We start from the raw sequence: 18,674 nt of genomic DNA, 5'->3' as shown, positions 1-18,674 counted from the left end.
CGCTGGGCTTTTAAGATGGCGGTAACTATTTGGCTTTTTGAAGGACAGGTCAGCGGCGCAGCGGCATGCCCAGTTCAACCCGCAGGCCATCGGCCTGGCTGTCGAACTTCAAGGAGCACGAGCAGCGCTGCACAATCGCTTGCACGATGGCCAGACCCAGGCCACACCCGCCGCTGTTACCGTTGCGCCAGAAGCGTTGGGTCAGGTGTTGCAGGTCTTCGCTGGAGATCGGCGCGCCATGGTCCCGCACGCGGAACATCACGTTATCGGCGGCGGTGAAGACACTCAGTTCCACCCGGGTATCCGCCGGCGTATGACGCAAGGCGTTATCCAGCAAGTTGCGCAAGGCGGCGATGGCCAGGCCCACCGGCATTTCCACCGGTGTCTCGGACAAGTCGTCCGGCAGAATCAGGTCGATGCGCGAATTATCCCCGGCATTGGCATCCTGGATTGCCAGGCGTGCCACTTGTTCGGCGCTCGATTGCAAACCGTCATCGAACGACAGGCTGCCTTCGACGCGGGCCAGCAGCAACAACTGTTCGAGGGTGCGGTGCAGGCGGTCGGCGCCCTCCTCGGCATGGGCCAGGGACTGGTCGCGGGCGGCGCCTTCGGTCATGCGCGCCACTTGCAGGTGGGTCTTGATTGCCGTCAGCGGGCTGCGCAGTTCGTGGGCGGCGTCGCCGGTCAGGCGGCGTTCGCGTTCGATGGTCTTGGCAATGCGCTGCAGCAGTTGGTTCTGGGTGTCGAGCAGCGGCTTGAGCTCGCTGGGCAGTGGGTGAATCTGCAACGGCTCCAGGGAATCGGCGCTGCGGCGCATCAAGGCGTCGCGCATACGATTGAGCGGTACCAGACTCTGGCCGATGCCCAGCCACAGCAGGCACAAGCAACCCAGCAGGGCAACGCCCACCGGTACCGATGCCGCCAGCAGGATCGACAGGTTCAAGGCCTCACGCTCCACCTGACGGTCGGCGGTGGTGATGAACAGGTCGCCACGGGCCAGGGTGAAGCTGCGCCAACTGATGCCGTCGATCATCTGATCGTGAAAGCCGCTCTGGAGGGACTCCAGGCCCTGATCCGGGGTGGTGTGGCTGCGGGCGAGAATCTCCCCGCGCAAAGAACTGACCTGACACGCCATGCCGCCAGGGATATTCAACTGTTCGGCGCTGAAATGAGTGCCCTCGCCTTTGGTAGGCAGGGCCGGCAACTGCTCCATCAAGCCGGCGACCATGCGCGCCGACGCCACCAGCCGCTGATCCAGCGAAAACATCATCTGGTTGCGCAAGTCACTGAGCATCCAGGCCGCCGCCAGCGCCCAGATCAGCACAAAGGCGGCACCCAGCTTGAAGGTCAGGCGCAGGCGCAGGCTCATCACGAAGCGTCCTCTCCACCGTCAGCCGGGCCCAGGCGATAGCCCAGGCCGCGCACGGTTTCAACGATACCGTTACCCAGTTTGCGCCGCAGGTGGTGGATATGGACGTTCAGGGCGTTGCTTTCCAGCTCATCGTTGAAGCCGTAGACACTGTCTTTGAGCTGCTCGCTGGACAAAACCCGGCCACGGTTATGCAGCAGGGCCTGCAACAGCGCCTGCTCGCGGCGAGACAGGTCCACCGATTGACCGCCCAGCAAGGTTTCGCGGCTGCTGGGGTTATAGGTCAGGCGCCCGTGTTCGATCAGGTTGACGCTGCGCCCGGCCACCCGGCGCAACAAGGTCTGCAAGCGTGCAGCCAGTTCCCGCAAGTCGAAGGGTTTGAGCAGGTAATCGTCGGCACCGGCTTGCAGGCCATCGACCCGGTTGGTCACCGAGTCCCGTGCGGTGAGGATCAGCACCGGGATTTCCAGGCCTTGGCTGCGCTGTTGCTGCAGTAGCTTCAGGCCGTCTTCATCCGGCAAGCCGAGGTCCAGCACCATGATGTCGAACTCCGCCGCCTTGAGCATCGCCCGCGCGGCAGCGGCCGTCGCCACGCGTTCGACCGTAAAGCCCTGGGCGCCAAGGCCGGCAACAATGCCGCTGGCGATCAGCTCGTCGTCTTCACAGACCAGTACGTGCATGGTGAGCCCTTCGCAAAAATGATGCTGATTAAAAGGGGAACGGATTAAGCGCGCATTATGCCGTGCCGCCGTTCATATTCAGACAAGTCTTACGCGTTAGAATAGCCCGGTTAATCATCGGTTAATCAACACCACACATTGTGTGCCCACTTGCATCTAACTAAGGCTTGACCATGCGGCATCTGTTTCTCTTTCTGATGGTGTTATTCGCGGGATTCGCCCAGGCCGCGCCGGGCAATAATCCTTTTGAGACCAAACCCGACTTCCTCCCGGTAGGCAAAGCCTTCACCTTTACCTCCGAACGCCTGGCCTCTGGCGAAACCCAACTGTATTGGCAGATTGCCGACGGTTATTACCTGTACCAGCAACGCATGAAGTTCGATGGCCTCGCCGAAAAACCCGTGCTACCGGAAGGCGAAGCCCATAGCGACGAGTTCTTCGGCGAACAGCAAGTGTACCGCCAGGGCCTGGAAGTGAAGATTCCCGCCGGTGCCACCGGCCAAGTCAAACTGGGCTGGCAGGGCTGCGCGGATGCCGGTCTGTGTTATCCGCCGCAATCGATCACCGTGGACCTAGGGGGCAACCCTGCCGTAGCGGCCACCGCCGAGGCCCAGGACCAGAGCCTGGCCAGCGGCCTGCAACAACGCAGCCTGGGCTGGAGCCTGCTGGTGTTCTTCGGCCTGGGGCTGTTGCTGGCCTTCGCTCCGTGTTCCTTGCCCATGCTGCCAATCCTTGCCGGATTGGTAGTAGGCAGCGGCGCCAGCCCGCGACGCGGCTTCGCCCTGGCCACCAGCTACGTGGTGTGCATGGCGCTGGTCTATGCTGCCCTGGGCGTATTGGCTGCCCTGCTGGGCGGCAACCTCGCCGCCCTGCTGCAAACCCCCTGGATCCTCGGCAGCTTTGCCGCGCTGTTTGTGATCCTCGCCTTGCCGATGTTCGGCTTCTTTGAATTGCAACTGCCGGCCTTCCTGCGTGATCGCCTGGACAACGTCAGCCGCCAGCAAAGCGGCGGCAGCCTGATCGGTGCCGGTGTACTCGGTGCCCTGTCCGGCTTGCTGGTGGGGCCGTGCATGACCGCACCCCTGGCCGGCGCCCTGCTGTATATCGCCCAGAGCGGCAACGCGCTGCACGGCGGCTTGATCCTGTTTGCCATGGGCATCGGCATCGGCGTGCCGCTGTTACTGCTGGTGACCGTGGGTAATCGCTTCCTGCCCAAACCAGGCACCTGGATGAATGTGCTCAAGGGCGTCTTCGGCTTCCTGTTCCTCGCGACCGCCGTGCTGATGATTCGTCCGGTGGTCGGTGAAACCCTGTGGCTTGGGTTGTGGGGCGTACTGGCGCTGGTCATGGCCTACTGCGGCTGGCGACTGGCCGTCAACCATGGCCTCGCTGCCAAGGTGCTGGGCGCCGGCTCTCTGGTCCTGGGCCTGTGGGGTGGCCTGCTGGTGGTGGGTGCGGCGGGTGGCAGCGATGACCTGTGGCAGCCGCTCAAGGTCTACAGCGGTTCGCAAGTTGCCAGCGCGCCAAGCGCCCACGACGCTTTCACGACGATCAGCGACCCGGCCGTGCTGCAAAGCCAACTCGACAGCGCCAAGACCCAGGGCCAATGGGTGCTGCTGGACTACTACGCCGACTGGTGCGTGTCGTGCAAGATCATGGAAAAACAAGTGTTCGGCAAACCTGAAGTGATGGACGCCCTCAAGGACGTGCGCCTGTTGCGTCTGGACGTCACTGCCGACAACGCCGCCAGCCGCGAACTGCTGGGCCGCTACAAAGTACCCGGGCCACCCAGCTTCATCTGGATCGGCCCCAACGGTGAAGAACGCCGCGCCCAGCGCATCACCGGCGAAGTCAACGCCGAAGCTTTCCTGCAACGCTGGACCCAGACCCGGGATGCCCTCTGATGCTGACCTTCACCATCGGCACCTTCGCCATCGCCTTGAACCACTTGCTGCTGATCAGCGCGCTGATCCTCGCCACCCTGGTGGGCTGGCGCGTGGCCAAGCGCGGCGGCGAGAACCCGGAGTCGGTGCTGTTCACCCTGTTTTTGCTGGGCATGCTCAGCGCCCGGATCAGTTTCGTGGTGATGTACTGGGCCTACTACCGTAACGACCCGCTGCAAATCATCGACCTGCGCGATGGCGGTTTCCTCGCCTGGCCCGGTGTCATCGTCCTGATCCTCGGTGCCCTGCTGTATGGCTGGCGCCGTCCGCTCCTGCGTAAACCCTTGAGTGCCGGGGTGATCACGGGGCTGGCTTTCTGGGTCCTGGCCAGTTTATCCCTGACGATCTATGAGAAAGGCACCCGCCTGCCCGAGATCACCCTGCGCAACGCCAATGGCGAAACCGTGCAACTGACCGATTACCAGGGCGGCCCTCTGGTGATCAACCTTTGGGCGACCTGGTGCCCACCGTGCCGACGAGAAATGCCGGTACTGGAAAACGCCCAGAAACAACGGCCCGACGTCACGTTCCTGTTCGTCAACCAGGCCGAAAGCATGCAGAGCGTCAGCACTTACCTGGCCACCCAGGGCCTGAACCTGGACAACGTGCTGTTCGACGCCAGCGGCCGCCTCGGTCAAGCCGTGGGGTCCATGGCCTTGCCGACTACACTGTTTTACGAACCTGACGGACGCCTGATCAACAGCCACCTGGGCGAACTGTCCCAGGCCAGCCTGGCCCGTGCCATGGAACATTTCGAGACCGACGCCACCTCCGCCAAGCCGGCTCCAACAAGGAAACCCTTATGCCCCGCCTCCGCCACCTGCTGACCCTGCTGCCCCTGACCCTCGCCGCCACACAGGCCTTGGCCGAAGACTGGCCGGCGCCGATCAAACAGATCGAAGCCAAGGGTGCCAAGATCATCGGCAGCTTCGACGCCCCCAGCGGCCTCAAGGGTTACGCCGCGCAATACCAGAACCGGGGGATGGCGCTGTACCTGACCGCCGACGGCAAAAATGTCATCGCCGGCAACCTGTACGACGCTCAAGGCAACGACCTGAGTGCCGCGCCCCTGGAAAAACTGGTGTACGCACCGATGTCCAAAGAAGTCTGGGCCAAGATGGAACAGAGCAACTGGATCCAGGACGGCAACAAGGACGCGCCGCGTACCGTCTACCTGTTCAGCGACCCCAACTGCCCGTACTGCAACATGTTCTGGGAACAGGCACGGCCGTGGGTGAAAGCCGGCAAGGTGCAACTGCGGCACATCATGGTCGGGATTATTCGTGAGGACAGCCCGGGCAAGTCGGCTGCGCTGCTGGCCAGCAAAGACCCGCAAAAAGCTCTGGAAGCCCACGAAGGCGCAGGCAAAGGCAGCAAGTTGCAGCCACTGGAGAAGATCCCTGCGGATATCCAGGCCAAGCTGGATGCCAATATGAAGTTGATGGAAGAGCTGGAGTTGTCAGCGACTCCGGCGATTTTCTATAGGGACGACAAAGGTCAGTTGCAACAACAGCAAGGCGCGCCGTCGCCGGATAAGTTGGCGAAGATTCTCGGGCCTAAATGATCGTCACCTGAGCTGACGCCATCGTTGTAGCCGCTGCCGAGGCACAAGGCTGTGATGGGTTTAGCGGCCCCCAGGGCGGTCCTGCGGACCGCATCGCAGCCTCGTAACTCGGCAGCAGCTACAGGCTTACAACCCCTCCAACTCCGCCATCAAATCACTCAACCGATCCACCTTCTCGGCACTGATCTCATTGGCCGCCAGCCCATCAATGTACTCGGCCAACTCCGCCACCGTGCTGCACTCGAACATCGCCCGCAACGGCACATCCCGCTGCAAGGTCTTCTGCACCCGGGAGGCAATCTGCGTGGCCAACAACGAATGCCCGCCCAACTCGAAGAAGTTGTCCTGCACGCCCACCCGCTCGACTTTCAGCACCTCGGCCCAGATGTCGACCAGGGTCTGCTCCAGCGCATTGCGCGGCGCCAGATAAGCCTGGCTGTGCAACTGGCCGATCTCCAGGGCAGGTAAAGCCTTACGGTCGAGCTTACCGTTGGCATTCAGCGGCAAGCGGTCGAGCCATAACCAATGCAGCGGCACCATGTATTCCGGTAGTTCAGCCCGCAGGCGTTGTTTGATACGGTCCAGTCGCTCGCCGGAATTAAGGGTTTCATCGGCGGCTACCAGGTAGCCAACCAGATGCTTGCCGTTTACGCCGTCCTGCACACCGACGGCGGCATCGCGAACTTCCGGTTGTTCGTGCAGACGCGCTTCGATTTCCCCCAACTCGATACGGTAGCCACGAATCTTCACTTGATGGTCGATACGACCGACGTACTCCAACACGCCATCAGTGCGACGGCGGGCCAGATCGCCCGTGCGATACAAGCGTTCGCCCGCCCCGCCGAACGGGTTCGGCACAAACACTTGAGCAGTACGCAACGGATCACTCACATAACCGCGCCCCACACCTGTGCCCGCCACGCACAGCTCGCCGACAGCCCCTTGCGGGACCAACTCCAGCGCACCGTCGAGCAGGTACAAACGGTTGTTGTCGGTCGGTGTGCCAATCGGCAGATAAGTGCCCCGGGTCGACGCCAGGTCAACGCGGAAGAACGCCACATCGTCCGAGCATTCCGCCGGGCCGTAGGCGTTGACCAGCCCAATCTGCGGATAACGCAGCAACCACTGATGCGCCAACTCCGGCGGCATCGCCTCACCGGTAGGCAACATCCAGCGCAAGCCATCGAGACTTATACGCTCCTGGGCCAGCATGCCCTGGATCAGCGACGGCACGCTTTCCAGCACGGTGATGCCCTGGGCCTGGACATGGTCCAGCAGGCCCTGGGGATCATGGGCAACGGTGTTCGGCACAATGTCCACCCGCGCGCCAAACAGCGGGGCGGCGAGGAACTGCCAGACGGAAATGTCGAAGCTTTGCGAGGCAGTTTGGGCGACCACATCGGTTTCGCTCAGTTGCAGATACGGCACCTTGCTCAACTGGTTATTGAGCATGCCGCGCTGCTCCACCATCACGCCTTTAGGCAGGCCAGTGGAGCCCGAGGTGTAGATCACGTAAGCGAGGTTATCCGGGGCGCTGTAGATCCCTGGGTTCTCCTCTGACCCAACAACCTCCTCCCACACCAACAACTTCGGACGACCGACGCAGGCAAACTCTTCGAGCAGTACCAAGGCCTGTTCACGGCACGCCTCGGTGCACACCAGCAACGGTGTGCGGCTCAAGTCGATGATCCGGCTCAGGCGCTGCGTTGGCAGTCCCGGATCCAGCGGCAGGTAACCGGCACCGGCCTTGAAGCTGCCGATGATCATGCCCAGCAGGTCGAGGTTACGTTCAGCCAACAATGCCACCGGCTGATCCAGCCCGACACCGGCAGCGATCAGTGCATGGCCGAGGCGGTTACTGCGCCGGTTCAGTTCGGTGTAGGTCCAACGCTGATCCAGGCAACTGGCGGCCATCCGTTGTGGATGCTGTGCCACCTGGGCCTCGAACAGCTCGACGTAGCTCTGTTCCAGCGGGTAGTCATGCTCACTCTGGTTGCAGCCCTCCACCAGGAACTCACGCTCCTGCTCACCGAGCAGCGGCAAGTCAGCCATGTCGCCATGGAAGCCCTGCACCAGCGCCAGCAGCAGACGTTTGAACTCACCCAGCATGCCTTGCACGGTGGTTTCATCGAAATAACGCTGGTCATAAGACAGGTGCAGGCCCAGATCGTCGCCCGGGTAGCACACAGCCGTCAGCGGGAAATTAGTGTGGGTACGGCCGGAATCCGAGGTGGCATTCAGGCTTTGCGCACGGTCCAGCACCGAGACTTCCACCGGGGCGTTTTCAAACACGAACAGGCTGTCGAACAGCGGCTGGCCCTTGGGCAACTCGCTGTGTTCCTGAAGGGTCACCAACGGCAGGTATTCGTACTCGCGCAGTTGCATATTGCTGTCGAGCAGACCGCTAAGCCATTGGCGCACGCTGCACTTCTGGTCGTCCTCGGGCAGCTTGACCCGCAGTGCAATACTGTTGATGAACAGGCCGACGGTGCGCTGCATCTGCGGCATGTCCACCGGACGTCCGGCAACCGTGACGCCGAACAGCACATCACGATCACCGCTCAAGCGACGCAGCACCAACGCCCACGCCGCCTGGGCAAAGGTGTTGACGGTCAGTTGATGAGCCTGGGCCAGTTCACGCAATTGCGCACCGTCCTGAACATCGAGCCGGGTGTAGCAATCCCCCACCACCATGCCGCCGCTATGGCCTGCGTGTTCGCGCAGGAACGGCCGGTCGCTGGGGATCGGCGTGGTGCGTTCGAAGCCTTGCAGGTTCCGCTGCCACCACTGCCGCGCCTCGGCCAGGTTCTGGCGTTGCAGCCAGGCAATGTAGTCGCGATAGCGCGGCGGTATGGCCAGTTGCGCCTCACGACCTTCGCCCAGGGCCATGTAGATCTCAAAGAAGTCGTTCATCAACAGTGAGCGGCACCAGGCATCGATCAGGATGTGGTGGTTGCTCATCATGAACCAATAGCGAGCCTCACCGACGCGGATCAGGCGCAGGTGGAACGGCGCCTGGTTGAGCAGATCGAAACCGGCTTCGCGCTCCTGCTTGAGCAGCGCTTGCAGGCGCGGTTCCTGTTCCGTTTCCGGGTCAGCGCTCCAGTCGAGGTATTCGATCGGCGTGCTGCCGGGCTTGTGGATCACCTGCAACATGTCTTCGCCAACGTTCCAGCAGAATGACGCGCGCAAGGCTTCGTGACGGGCGATCACCGCTTGCCAGGCCTGGGCGAAACGCTCGGGATCCAACGCGCTGTTGATGCGGTAGCGGTCCTGCATGTAATAGAGACCCGTACCCGGCTCCAGCAAGGTATGCAGCAGCAAACCTTCCTGCATCGGCGTCAGCGGGTAGACATCTTCGATGGCGCTGGCCGGTACCGGCAGTGCCTCGAGCTGTGGTTGGGTCAGGCGCGCCAGCGGGAAATCCGACGGTGTAAGCCCGCCCGCCTCGTCCTTGAGGCAATGCTCGACCAGGCTTTGCAGCTCCGTCAGATAGGCGTGGGCCAGGTCGCTGATGGTTTGGCTGTCGTGACGTTCGCGGCTGAAAGTCCAGCGCAGAACCAGCTCGCCACCGTACACCTGACTGTCGACGCTCAGCACGTTGGGCAGTGGTGCGTCCAGGCCATGGGCCAAGCCTGCTGATTCATCCAGCGGGTGGAACAGTGCGTCATCGCCGAAGCTCTGGTCGAACTGACCGAGGTAGTTGAAGGTGATCCCGGCGGTCGGCAACGCGGCCATGGTCTGGCGGCACAGGTCATCGGCCAGGTAGCGCAGTACGCCATACCCCAGGCCCTTGTGCGGCACAGCGCGCAGTTGTTCCTTGATCGCCTTGATCGAGGCACCCTGCCCTGCGGCGTCTTCAATGTGCAGCGGGGTCAGGCGCAGTGGGTAAGCACTGGTGAACCAGCCGACGCTGCGGGTCAGGTCGATGTCATCGAACAGGGTTTCGCGGCCATGTCCTTCCAGCTGGATCAAGGCCGACTCATGACCGCTCCAGCGGCACAGCACGCGGGCCAACGCGGTCAGCAGCAAGTCGTTGACCTGGGTGCGGTAAGCGCTCGGGGCTTGTTGCAGCAGTTGGCGGGTGCGCTCGGCGTCCAGGCGCACGCTGACGGTTTCAGCATCCCGATTGCGCAGCGAACCTTGCGAACGGTCTACCGGCAACTCAACAGCCGGCCCGGCCAACTGGTCTTGCCAAAGGCTCAACTCCTCGCGCAGGGATTCGCTGCTGGCATAGGCCTGCAAGCGTGCGGCCCAGTCGCGCAAGGCGCTGGTCTTGGCCGGCAGGTTGACGGACTGGCCGTCGCTCAACTGGCGATAGACGTTTTGCAGGTCTTCCAGCAATACACGCCAGGACACGCCGTCCACCACCAGGTGGTGGATCGCGATCATCAACCGTTGCCGGCCTTCGGGGCCATCCACCAGCAAGGCGCGCAGCAAGGGGCCGTGTTCCAGGTCGAGACTGCGCTGGGTATCGGTGAACAGCGCGGCACACTGCGCCATATCCTCGACTCGGGCCTGCAACAGCACACCACCTTCGGGCACCGCCAGGTGTTCGGCGTGCCAGTGGGCGTCGCGACGGGTGAAGCTCAGGCGCAGGGCATCGTGATGCTCCAGCACCGCCAACAGCGCTTGCTCCAGGCGATGGGGTTCGAGGACCTGCACCGGCTCCAGCAACAAGGCCTGGTTCCAGTGCTGACGCGCAGGAATATCGGTGTCGAAGAACCAGTGCTGGATCGGAGTCAGCCCCGACGCACCAGTCAGCAGCCCTTGCTCGGCGGTCACTTGCTCGCTGCGGGTCGCCACCGCCGCCAGGGTCTGCACGGTCTGGTGCTGGAACAGATCCCGTGGGCTGAAATGAATACCCGCCTGTCGTGCCCGGCTCACCACCTGGATCGACAGGATCGAATCACCGCCCAGCTCGAAGAAGTTGTCCTCCAGCCCGACCTGCTGCACGTTAAGCACCGCACACCAGATAGCCGCCAGGGTTTGCTCCAGCTCGTTGCGGGGCGCCACGTAGTGTTGACGATTGGCCTCGGGGTCCGGCTGCGGCAAGGCGCGGCGGTCGAGTTTACCGTTGGCGGTCAACGGCATGCTGTCCAGCACCACCAGGTGCGTGGGCACCATATAGTCCGGCAGTTGCGCTTTCAGATGTGCCTTGAGAGATTCGCGTAAAACACCGTGATTCGCGTCGTCACTGACCAGATACGCCACCAACTGCTTGCCGCTCGGGCTGTCGAGGGCCAACACCACCGCTTCGGCCACCAACGGGTGCTCCAGCAAACGACTCTCGATTTCCCCCAGTTCGATACGGAAACCGCGAATCTTCACTTGATGATCGATGCGCCCCAGGTATTCCACCAGGCCATCGGCACGCTGACGCACCAGGTCGCCGGTGCGATACAGGCGCCCCCCGTTATCAGCGAACGGGTCAGCGATAAAACGCTCCGCCGTCATGCCCGCACGCTGGTGATAACCCTGGGCCAGGCCAGCACCACCGACGTACAACTCGCCGGTCGCCCCCTGCGGGACCAACGCCAGGTCCGCGTCGAAAATATAGGCCACACGCGCACCAATGATGCTGCCGATCGGCACGCTGCCGGCGCCCTCTTCCAGCGACTCCGGAGCAAGGCTGGCGAGCGGCATGACCACGGTTTCAGTTGGGCCATAAGCGTTGAAAAACAGCGCCGGCTGGAATGCCGCGCGGATGCGCTGCAAGTGCTCACCGGTCAACGCCTCGCCACCGGTGATGCACATGCGCACTGGCAAGGTCTGGTTCTGCGTCGCCAGCCATTGCGCCAACTGGCTGCCGTAGCTCGGGGTGAAGCCCAGGATATTGATTCGATGCTGACGAATCAGCCCGCAAATCTCCTCGGCATCCCATTGGCCCTGAGCCCGCAATACCACTTGCGCGCCGCTGAGCAACGGCACCAGTAAACGCTCGGTGGCCGCGTCAAAGTTGATGGAGTAGAAGTGCAGTTCGCAGTCGTCCGGGCGCATGCCGAAGCGCTCGATCACCGCCTGGCAATGCATGGCGATTTCACCGTGGGACACCACCACGCCCTTGGGCTTTCCGGTGGAGCCGGAGGTGTAGATCAGGTACGCCTGATGCTGCGCCAGGCTGATAAAGGGCAGCTCGCTGGCCGGGTAGTCGGCCAGCGCCGGCGAGTCTTGTTCCAGGCACCAGCGGCTGACGCTGGCCGGCAACTCACCCAGCGCATCGAACATCGCGGCGTCACTGAGCAGCAGGCCGATGCCGCTGTCTTCAATCATGTAGTGCAGGCGGTCCAGCGGGTATTCCGGGTCCAGCGGCACGTAGGCCCCCCCGGCCTTGAGGATCGCCAGCAGGCCAATGACCATCTCCAGGGAGCGTGGCAGCGCCAGGCCAACCCGCACTTGTGGGCCTACGCCGCGCTCACGGAGCATCCAGGCCAGGCGATTGGCGCGGCTGTCCAGTTCGCTGTAGCTCAAGGTTTGTCCGGCGAAGGTCAAAGCCGGGGCGTCGGGACGGGCCAGGGCTTGCTCGCTGAACAGGGGGTGGATACATTGGTCCAGGCGATGCTCGCCGGCTTCAATGCCAAGGCTGCCTTGCAAGGCGCGTTGCTCATCGGCTTGCAGCAGCGGCAGTTCACTCAGGCGCTGCTGCGGATCGGTGATCAAGGCTTCCAGCAGATTGCGCCAATGTTCGGCCATGCGCGCGATGCGCGGTTCGTCGAACAAGTCGGTGCTGTAGGTCAGGCAGCAACCCAGGCGATGGTCGAGGTCGGTGACTTCCAGGTTGAGGTCAAACTTGGTGGCGCGGGCGTCATTGGCCAGGTACTCGACGCTCATTCCGGCCAGTTGACGGCGTTGCTGGAACTCCCAGCGTTGCACGTTGCACATCACCTGGAACAGCGGGTTGTACGCTGCACTGCGAGTAGGTTGCAGGGCTTCCACCAGATGGTCGAATGGCAGATCCTGATGGGACTGGCCTTCGATCACCGTGTGGCGGACCTGGTCAAACAGCTCACCCACACGCATTTGCCCGGTGAGCTGGCAACGCAGCACCTGGGTGTTGAGGAACGCACCGATCAACCCTTCACTTTCTGGACGAATCCGGTTGGCCACCGGCGCACCGATGCGCAGGTCGGTCTGGCCGCTGTAACGGTAGAGCAACACGGCAAGGGTGGCAGTCATGGTCATGAACAGGGTCAGGCCACGTTCGGCGTTGAAGGCCCGCACACGAGCGGCAAGGTCGTCGCTCAGATCAAAACGGTACAACTCGCCCTGGTGACTTTGCACCGGCGGCCGTGGACGGTCGGCAGGCAGCTCCAGCAGCGGATGCTCGGTGCCCAGTTGTGCGGTCCAGTAATCCAGTTGACGTTGGCGCTCGCCGCCTTCCAGCCACTGGCGCTGCCACACGCTGTAGTCCAGGTACTGTACCGGCAACGGCTCCAGAGGCGATTCGCGCTCGTCGACAAACGCTTCGTACAAGGCGCTGAGTTCACGGGCAAAGATGTCCATGGCCCAGCCTTCGGTGACGATGTGGTGCAGGGTCAGCACCAGGTAGTGTTCCTGATCACCGGCCTTGACCAGGCAGGCCCGCAGCAACGGGCCGGTTTCCAGATCAAACGGCGTATGCGCTTCGCGGTCGGCCAATTGCTGCAGGCGCTGCTGGCGCGCGTCTTCCGTCAGGGCCGAGAAATCCTGCCAATCCATGCGCACGCCGGTTTGCGCCGAGACTTTCTGCTGCGCCACGCCGTCGATACTCGGGAAGGTGGTGCGCAGGGTTTCGTGACGCAGGATCAAGGCTTGCAGTGCCGCCTCGAAACGCCCGATATCCAGCACCCCACGTAAACGCGCCATGCCGCCGACGTTGTAGGCCGGGCTGTCGGGCTCCATCTGCCAGAGGAACCACATGCGCTGCTGGGAATACGACAGCGGCACTGGCTGGCTGCGGTCGACTTTAGCAATCGCCAGCTGTTGGTTACGTTGCCCCGAAGCCTGGATCAGGCGTACTTGTTCGATGAAGTCGCCCAGCTCGCTGGCCTCAAACAAAGTGCGCAGGGGCAGCTCGACGTCGCAGGCCTGACGGGTGCGGGAGATGATTTGCGTGGCCAGCAACGAATGGCCGCCGAGGGTGAAAAAGTCATCCCGCAGGCCGATGCGTGGCAAGCCCAGCACCCCGCGCCAGATGGCGGCGATCTGTTGTTGCAACTCTGTTTCAGGTTCGACGTGTTCACGCACTTGCCACACCGGTTGCGGCAACGCATGGCGGTCGAGTTTACCGCTGGGGCTCAGGGGCATGGCGTCCAGACGCATCAGCTGCGCCGGTACCATGTATTCCGGCAGCTCGGCAGCCAGGGCGTGTTTCACCTCTTGCTCGTCCAGTTCAGTGCTGGCGGTGTAGTAACCGATCAACTGCGCACCGGCCGCCGTTTCGCGCACCAGCACTACGGCCTGGGCGATGCCGTCCAGGGCCAGCAGACGGGCTTCGATTTCTTCCGGCTCGACGCGAAAGCCCCGCAATTTGACTTGCTGATCCAAACGGCCAAGGTATTCCAGCACGCCGTCGGCGCTCCAGCGCACACGGTCGCCGGTGCGATACAGGCGTGCGCCCTCCTCATCCAATGGATCGGCCACAAAACGCTCGGCGGTCAAACCGGCACGGCCAAGGTAACCCCGGGCCAGGCCAATCCCACCGATACACAGTTCGCCCGGCACGCCGCTCGGCAGTGGATTGAGCTGATCGTCCAATACGCGGCAGATCACGTTACCCAGCGGACGGCCAATGGGTGAGCGCTCGCCGTCATCGCTATGGCAGTGCCAATGGGTGACGTTGATCGCGGTTTCGGTCGGGCCGTAGCGGTTATGCAACTGCACGGCCGGCAACTGGGCTAATACGCGGTTGCGCAACTCGGCCGGCAAGGCTTCGCCACCGGAAAACAGGCGACGCAGGCTGGTGCATTCGCCCGCCAGCGGCTCATCGGCAAACAGCTGCAACAGTGGCGGCACAAAGTGCAACGTGGTCACGCCATGCTCCTGCACCAACTGCGCGATGCGATGGGGGTCGCGATGCTCGCCAGGTCCCGCCAGCACCAGTTGGCAGCCGGTGATCAGCGGCCAGAAGCATTCCCACACCGAGACGTCGAAACTGATGGGCGCCTTTTGCATCAGCACATCGGTTTCATCCAGTTGATAGGTCGCCTGCATCCACTGCAAACGCTCGGCCAGGGCCGCGTGAGTGTTACCCACACCCTTGGGTTGGCCGGTGGAACCGGAGGTGTAAATCACATAGGCCAGGTTGTCACCGTTAAGGTGCAGGCCTGGCGCGTGGCTCGGCCAACTGTCGAGCTTGAGGCTGTCCATGGCGATCACGCAGACGCCCTCGGCCACCGGCAGTTGCTCCAGCAACGAGGTTTGCGTCAGCAGCAACTGCACGCCGCTGTCCTTGAGCATGTAGGCCAGGCGTTCGGCCGGGTAATCCGGGTCCAGAGGCACGTAGGCGCCGCCGGCCTTGATGATCGCCAGCAGACCGATCAGCAATTGCGGCGAACGCTCGGCGGCGATGGCCACGCACACGTCCGGGCCAACGCCTTTGTCTCGCAGGTAGTGAGCCAGGCGATTGGCCTGGGTGTGCAGCTGGGTAAAGCTCAGCTTGCCGTCTTGCCACACCACAGCGGTGCATTCCGAGGTGTGCTGATCAAGCAGTTGGGGCAACCATTGCTGCGCCGCAGCGCAAGGTGCTTCGCCCCATTGGCGTTGCTGCGCGTGCTCATCGGCCTGAAGCAGTTTCAGATCACCCAAGGCTTGTTTCGGTTGTTCGCACACGGCCTGCAGCAGGTTGATGAAGTGCTCGGCCAGGCGGTGAATGGTCGCGGCGTCGAACAGTTCGTCAGCGTAGTCGAAGGACAGGCTAAGCCGGCCATTGTGGTCTTCTTCGCTGTGCAGTTGCAGGTCGAACTTGGCTTCGCGGCTGTGCCATGGCAACTCGTCGGCCAGCAGGCCGGGCAAGCGTCGCAAGGCGCTGAGGTCACGTTGCTGGTGGTTGAACATCACCTGGAACAGGCCTTGCTCCCGGGCTTGAGGGAAGGCTTCCAGCAGTTGTTCGAAAGGCAGGTCCTGATGAGCTTGGGCGCCCAAGGCCGAGGTGCGCGTGGCTGCCAGCAGGTCGCTGAACGGCAGGCGCGCATCCAGCTCGGCGCGCAGCACCAGGGTGTTGATAAAGAAGCCGATCAGGCCCTGGGTTTCCTGGCGTGGGCGGTTGGCGTTAGGTACGCCGATACGGATATCGCGCTGGCCGCTGTAGCGATACAGCAGGCTCTGAAAGGCCGCCAGCAACAACATGAACGGCGTGGATTCGTGGGCCTGGGCGGTCTGGCGAATGGCTTCGCCGAGGCTCGCGCTCAACCGTACGCTGTGGCGGGAAGCGCTGCGAACGTGTTGCGCCGAGCGCGGGTGATCGGTGGCCAGGTTCAGGGTTGGATGCTCATCGCCCAACTGCGCTTTCCAGTAGGCCAGTTGTCGCTGGCCCTCACCTTCGGCCAGCCACTGGCGCTGCCAACTGCCGTAGTCGGCGTATTGCAAAGCCAATGGGGGCAACGCCAGGGTTTGTCCCTGGGACGCAGCGGCATACAGGCGCGAAAATTCGTCGATCAAGACATTCAGCGACCAGCCATCGGCGATGATGTGGTGCAGGGTCACCAGCAATTGGTGGTCTTCGTCATCCAGACGTACCAGGGTTACCCACAGCAGCGGGCCTTTTTCCAGGTCGAATGAGGTGCGGGCCTCGTCTTCGCGGATCTGTTGGACGCGAGCTTCACGTTCAGCGGCGGGCAGGTCGCTGAGGTCGATCACTTGCAGGTCGAACTCGACGTGGGCGTCGACCCGCTGGAAGGCCTGACCATCGCGCTCAAAGAAGCGCGTGCGCAGGGCTTCATGGCGTTGGATCAGTTGTTGGAAGCTGCTTCGGATAGCATCTTCATTCAGCTCACCGCGCAAACGCAAGGCGCCGGGAATGGTGTAGGCGCTGCTGTGCGGGTCCAGTTGCCAGGTGATCCACAGGCGGTTTTGCGCCAGGGATTGCGGCAGGTCTTCCTGGCGCGACAAGGCGTTGATCGAACCTTGGGCCACGCCGCCGTCCTGCTGCAATTGCGCGACATTAGCGGCGAAGGCCGCAAGGGTCGGCGCTTCGAACAGCAGACGCAGGTTCAGCTCCAGGCCCAGGGTTTCCCGCAGGCGGGCGACCACCTGAGTAGCGGTGATGGAGTTGCCGCCCAACAGGAAGAAGTGATCGTCGGCGGCCACTTCAGTAACCTGCAACTGCTCACACCAGATGGCTGCGATCTGGCTTTGCAGCTCGGATTCCAGGCCGGCGTTATCACTCGCCTGCGCCTGCAGGTCCGGAAACTGTGCGTAGCTGTCGAGGCTGCCATCGGCCAAGCGATTGCGGCAGGCCGAACGTTGCACCTTACCGCTTGAGGTCTTCGGCAGCGCGCCGGGGTTGAGCAACACCACCACGCACGGGGCTTGCTGATAGGCCTCGGCCACGGCTTGGCGGATGGCCTTGATCAGCGCTGCGGGCGGCAGGATTTTCTGCACGCTGCGGCTGATTTCGGCGGCAATGCCGATGCCTTCAAGACCTTGGTCATTGACGGCAAACGCCGCGACCCGCCCCTTGCGCACCGCTTCCACTTCGCGCTCGATGGTTTGCTCGATGTCTTGCGGGTAGAGGTTATGCCCGCGAACGATCAGCAGGTCCTTCAGGCGACCAGTGATAAACACTTCGCCGTCACGGATAAAACCCAGGTCGCCGGTGCGCAACCAGGTACGGCCATGGTGCTGGACGAAGGTCTTCGCGGTGGCCTCAGGGTTGCGCCAATAACCGTGGGCGATGCTTGGGCCGGTGGCCCAGATTTCACCCACGACGTTGTTATCCAACTTACCCAGGGTATGAGGATCGGCAATCAGCACCGCATGTTCCGGCTGGCTGGTGCCGCAACTCATGACCGCACTGCCCTGCCCAGGCGTGGCGCGGTTGGCCGCCAGCGCCTGTTCGTCCAGGCGCAAGGCCGGGATGCCCTGGCCACGGGTACCACCGGCGACAAACAGGGTCGCCTCGGCCAGACCGTAGGAGGCAAAGAAATTGTTCGGGATAAAACCGCAGACCGCGAATTTTTCGGCGAAGCGTTCCAAGGTGTCGAGGCGAATCGGTTCGGAGCCGGAATAGGCCACGCGCCAGCCGCTCAAGTCCAGGCGTTCCAGGGCCGATTCACTGACCCGCTCGCTGCACAGCCGATAAGCAAAATCCGGCCCGCCGCTGATCGTGCCGCCGTATTCACTGATTGCTTCAAGCCAGCGCAATGGGCGGCCCAGGAAGTATGCCGGGGACATCAGCACGCAAGGCACGCCACTGAAGATCGGCTGCAGCAGGCCGCCGATCAGGCCCATGTCGTGGTACAGCGGCAACCAGCTGACGATCACGTCGTCAGGGTTCAGATCAATGCCAAAACCGCGACGGATCAGCAGTTCGTTGGCCACCAGGTTGCCGTGGGTGACTTGCACGCCTTTGGGCAACGCGGTGGAGCCGGAGGTGTATTGCAGGAAGGCGATGTCATCGTCCTGCAAGTCGGGTTCGATCCACCCCTCGGCACTCTGGGCACTCAGTTCATCGACACACAGCAACTGCGGCGCCTGACTGATTTGCGCCAGGGAATCGCGCAGGCCGGTGCTGGTCAGCAGCAGCCGTGGCTCGGCGTCGGTAATGATCGACAGCAGCCGCTCCTGATGATGGCGACGGGTGGACTCCGGCGGATAGGCCGGCACCGCGATCACCCCGGCGTACAGACAACCAAAGAACGCCGCGACATAATCCGGACCGCTGGGAAACAGCAACACAGCGCGATCACCCAGCTCGGCCGAAGCCTGCAGGGCACCGGCGATGGTGCGGGCACGCAGGTCCAGGTCACGGTAACTGAGGACAACACTGTGCTCGCTGCTCTCGGCCAGGAAGCGCAGGGCCACCTGGTCCGGGGTTTGCGCAGCACGGCGCTGAAGAGACTGGACCAGGGTGCGGGGAAGTTCGAAGGCGTCCATCATGGGGGTTCCTGCCTGAAATCGGCTTACGGGGAAATCGGGGA

Annotated in this window: 6 protein-coding genes; 3 read left to right on the top strand and 3 right to left on the bottom strand. The window is 62.9% G+C overall.

The window, feature by feature from the left end; all coding sequences use genetic code 11:
- Positions 1 to 49: 49 nt before the first annotated feature.
- Together J7E41_RS24525 and J7E41_RS24520 are read right to left on the bottom strand one after the other, a co-directional pair.
- Positions 50 to 1,369, bottom strand: coding sequence for an ATP-binding protein (locus J7E41_RS24525; RefSeq protein ID WP_214996875.1), 1,320 nt, complete (start codon positions 1,367 to 1,369; stop codon positions 50 to 52).
- Entirely contained in the window at positions 1,369 to 2,049 is a 681-nt protein-coding gene (locus J7E41_RS24520; RefSeq protein WP_169353813.1) for a response regulator, read from the bottom strand. The genes J7E41_RS24525 and J7E41_RS24520 overlap by 1 nt, the downstream gene beginning before the upstream one ends.
- A 173-nt stretch (positions 2,050 to 2,222) precedes the next feature.
- On the opposite strand from J7E41_RS24520, the gene dsbD reads away from it, so the two are divergent.
- Genes dsbD through dsbG form a run of 3 tightly spaced genes read left to right on the top strand, consistent with a single transcriptional unit; the run spans position 2,223 to position 5,556 of the window.
- A complete protein-coding gene (dsbD, locus tag J7E41_RS24515; RefSeq protein ID WP_214996874.1) occupies positions 2,223 to 3,953 on the top strand; it encodes a protein-disulfide reductase DsbD in 1,731 nt (576 codons plus the stop codon).
- Entirely contained in the window at positions 3,953 to 4,819 is an 867-nt protein-coding gene (locus J7E41_RS24510) for a TlpA disulfide reductase family protein (protein ID WP_214996873.1), read from the top strand. The genes dsbD and J7E41_RS24510 overlap by 1 nt, the downstream gene beginning before the upstream one ends.
- Entirely contained in the window at positions 4,795 to 5,556 is a 762-nt protein-coding gene (gene dsbG / locus J7E41_RS24505) for a thiol:disulfide interchange protein DsbG (RefSeq protein WP_214996872.1), read from the top strand. Before J7E41_RS24510 ends, dsbG begins: the two co-directional genes overlap by 25 nt.
- 126 nt (positions 5,557 to 5,682) lie before the next feature.
- On the opposite strand, the gene J7E41_RS24500 is transcribed toward dsbG, so the two are convergent.
- Complete coding sequence (locus tag J7E41_RS24500; RefSeq protein WP_214996871.1) at positions 5,683 to 18,633, bottom strand: non-ribosomal peptide synthetase; 12,951 nt, start codon at positions 18,631 to 18,633, stop codon at positions 5,683 to 5,685.
- Between the last annotated feature and the right edge of the window lie 41 nt (positions 18,634 to 18,674).

This window comes from Pseudomonas fluorescens (assembly GCF_018614655.1).
Taxonomy (GTDB): Bacteria; Pseudomonadota; Gammaproteobacteria; order Pseudomonadales; family Pseudomonadaceae; genus Aquipseudomonas; species Aquipseudomonas fluorescens_BX.
Note: the sequence above shows the minus strand (reverse complement) of the source record. Positions and strands in the feature narration are given on the sequence as shown.